General features: G+C 74.3%; 1 protein-coding gene and 1 pseudogene. Both read left to right on the forward strand.

Annotation, left to right across the window (positions count from 1 at the left end; genetic code table 11):
* A pseudogene (locus tag AB0G02_RS23850) lies at window positions 1-526 on the forward strand (hypothetical protein); the annotation flags it as partial.
* Between the two features lie 42 nt (window positions 527-568).
* Complete coding sequence (locus AB0G02_RS23855) at window positions 569-853, forward strand: Lrp/AsnC ligand binding domain-containing protein (protein ID WP_053718754.1); 285 nt, start codon at window positions 569-571, stop codon at window positions 851-853.
* The last annotated feature ends 54 nt before the right edge of the window (window positions 854-907 follow it).

Genomic DNA, 907 nt, shown 5'->3' on the forward strand with positions numbered 1-907 from the left:
CGCGTTCCGCCGGTTGGTGGCCGGGGCGGACGTGGCCCCGTTGCGCGGGCTGACCGCGCAGATCGACGCGCTGGCCGAAGCGCACCGCTTCGAGGACGCCGCCACCCGCCGCGACCGCATGTCGTCGTTGGTGCGGTCGCTGGACCGGGCGCAGCGGCTCGCGGGCCTGGCGGCGTTGCCGGAGGTGGTCGCCGCGCGTCCGGACGGCTCGGGCGGGTGGGAGTTCGCCGTCGTGCGGCACGGGCGGCTGGCGTCGGCCGGGGTGGCGCGGCGGGGCACGCGGCCGATGCCGGTGGTCGACGCGCTGGTGGCGTCGGCGGAGACCGTGATCCCGGGTGTCGGCCCGCTGTTCGGGGCGCCCGCCGAGGAGGTCGGCGTGGTGCTGCGGTGGATCGACCAACCGGGCACGCGGCTCGTGTACTGCGAGCGCCCGTGGACGTCGCCCGCGGCCGGCGCCGGGGCGTGGCGGGACTGGGTGGCGCGCGCCGAGGCCGGTCGTGACCAGTACCGCGTGGCGGGCCACTAGCATGTGCCCGGTCGAGATCCCGACGACTTGTGGAGGACCGCTGTGATCACCGCGATCGTGCTGATCCAGGCCGCCGCCGAGACCATCCCGGACGCGGCGCAGGCGATCGCCGACATCGAGGGCGTCACCGAGGTCTACTCGTGCGCCGGCGACGTCGACCTGATCGCCCTGGTCAAGGTCGCCCGGCACGAGGACCTGGCCGACCTGGTGCCCGGCCACATCTCCAAGGTGCCCGGCGTGCTGAACACGGACACCCACATCTCGTTCCGGTCGTACTCGAAGCGCGACACGGACGCCGCGTTCGCCATCGGCCTCGAAGACGCCTGATCGGATGACGCCCTGACCGGCCGTGTTTGCCGGACCCTGCCGGGAGGATGTTGT

It is taken from the genome of Actinosynnema sp. NPDC023658 (genome assembly GCF_040639995.1).
Classification (GTDB): domain Bacteria; phylum Actinomycetota; class Actinomycetes; order Mycobacteriales; family Pseudonocardiaceae; genus Actinosynnema.